The organism is Pseudoalteromonas sp. Z1A2, assembly GCF_011378755.1.
Lineage (GTDB): Bacteria > Pseudomonadota > Gammaproteobacteria > Enterobacterales > Alteromonadaceae > Pseudoalteromonas > Pseudoalteromonas distincta.
Window position 1 is genome coordinate 1 of sequence record NZ_WTKX01000069.1, and the last position, 1,662, is coordinate 1,662.

Sequence of the window (1,662 nt, forward strand, 5' to 3'; positions counted from 1 at the left end):
ATTTTTACGGCTGTCTCGTAACTTCGTGTATCTACCAAGTTAGATTTTCCACCTATCTTTTTTCAGGGCACCCACCACTACGCGGGTCCTCCCTAAAAAAAGAATATGTGTAAAATTAAAGATTTTTTTGGTTTATCAGGGGCGCATTGCTGCGCGGGGATTTGTTTTTTAAATTTACTTGGTTTGGGTAGCGGCCGACTCGCTCCAATGGATAATTGAGAACTGAGTGCGGCCTACGTGCGATAAATCGCACGGTGTTAATTCACATATTGGCGTAAGCCTACATTCCAGCGGAAAACTTGAACCATGACGGCTTCAATAGTGTCATTTTCTTCACCTACATGCACCAGGTCTACAGAATCACTTTCGACATCCTGGAGGTTTAGTAGTTTATGATGCTCCTTGAGTATCCCACCAAAAGCAATCAAGCGCTTATTGCGTATTCCCAGTGCCAAATCCTTAACAGCTTTGGCATGGGCTATGTAATTACCATCAGGAAGCTCACAAACGTAATTGGAGGGCTTAGTGGCGTACTTACCAACTTCGGCAGCAGCGGATTCTATACTTGATGAACCCTCTCTTTTTCTATTCGGTTTAATCTTCCTAATATCAACCTGCGTGATTTCTGGGTATCTCGTAACTTCGCGCCATAATTCCAGCCAGCGATTTTGATTAATATAGTTTTTAGTAAAGTAATTAGACGGTACCGCCAGTAACACATGAAAATGAGGGTGGTAATCGTCCCTTTTGCCGCTATAGGTAACTTCTAAAGCTCTAAAGAACCCTTTAACACTGCGTTTAACCTCAGCGCGCTTCATTAACCTGTCAAAGCTTTTAGTTAAATGTTTAACCTCATCTGACAACCGATCAGCTTTAATATTTGGTACTGTAAGGGTTAACAATAAGTATTTTAGCGTTGGGTTTTCTTTCTGAGCAGACTGACAAACCGCTTTAACTTGATGAAAAATAGCCATTGAGCGCCTCCTTTGACATGACGGGCACATTCTATCTCTGCAAAACAAAGCTCTAATTAATCTTTTATTACCGTGGGGGTCTACTGCGAACTCAAGAGTTGATCCGCAATCAAACATTCTTTGCGACCTGCCAAGCCAGTATTTTTCTGGTTGGTCAAATGCTTTGGATACTGCGACGGTTTTTAACTTAAGTACACGCCAATCAGTTTTTGAATCTTTCAATATTTCGCCTGTTCCGTGGATTACGGGCAGGTCTTGATATACAATAGTCATATCGTTCACCTATCTCGACAATGGGTAAAACGTAGCTTGGGATGAATTCGAAACTCGTCTTAAGTGGCTTTTAGGTCAGTCGGTGTTGACGCACCGGCTACCGTCCTACTCTAAGACGTTCACAAAAATTACTATCACATTACGTAATACAAAACTTATAGCAAAGTTACTACCCTGCTTTCACCCCCAATTTAGACCCTAAAGCCAATAGAATCAAGCTTTTCAGCGGAATTATATTTGTTTTTACGCACGTGAGTTGTTTCTTATTTATCAAGAGAAGGAAAACACCCCCAAAAACCCCATATTTCAGAGTGTATTTAAGACACATTTTTACGGCTGTCTCGTAACTTCGTGTATCTACCAAGTTAGATTTTCCACCTATCTTTTTTCAGGGCACCCACCACTACGCGGGTCC

1 protein-coding gene is annotated in these 1,662 nt (G+C 41.5%); it reads right to left on the bottom strand.

From position 1 onward, the window contains the following. Positions 1 to 257: 257 nt before the first annotated feature. Positions 258 to 1,247 carry a protein rep gene (locus tag GQR47_RS20180; RefSeq protein ID WP_165724403.1) on the bottom strand — a complete coding sequence of 330 codons (990 nt, stop codon included), beginning with the start codon at positions 1,245 to 1,247 and terminating at the stop codon, positions 258 to 260. Positions 1,248 to 1,662 lie beyond the last annotated feature (415 nt).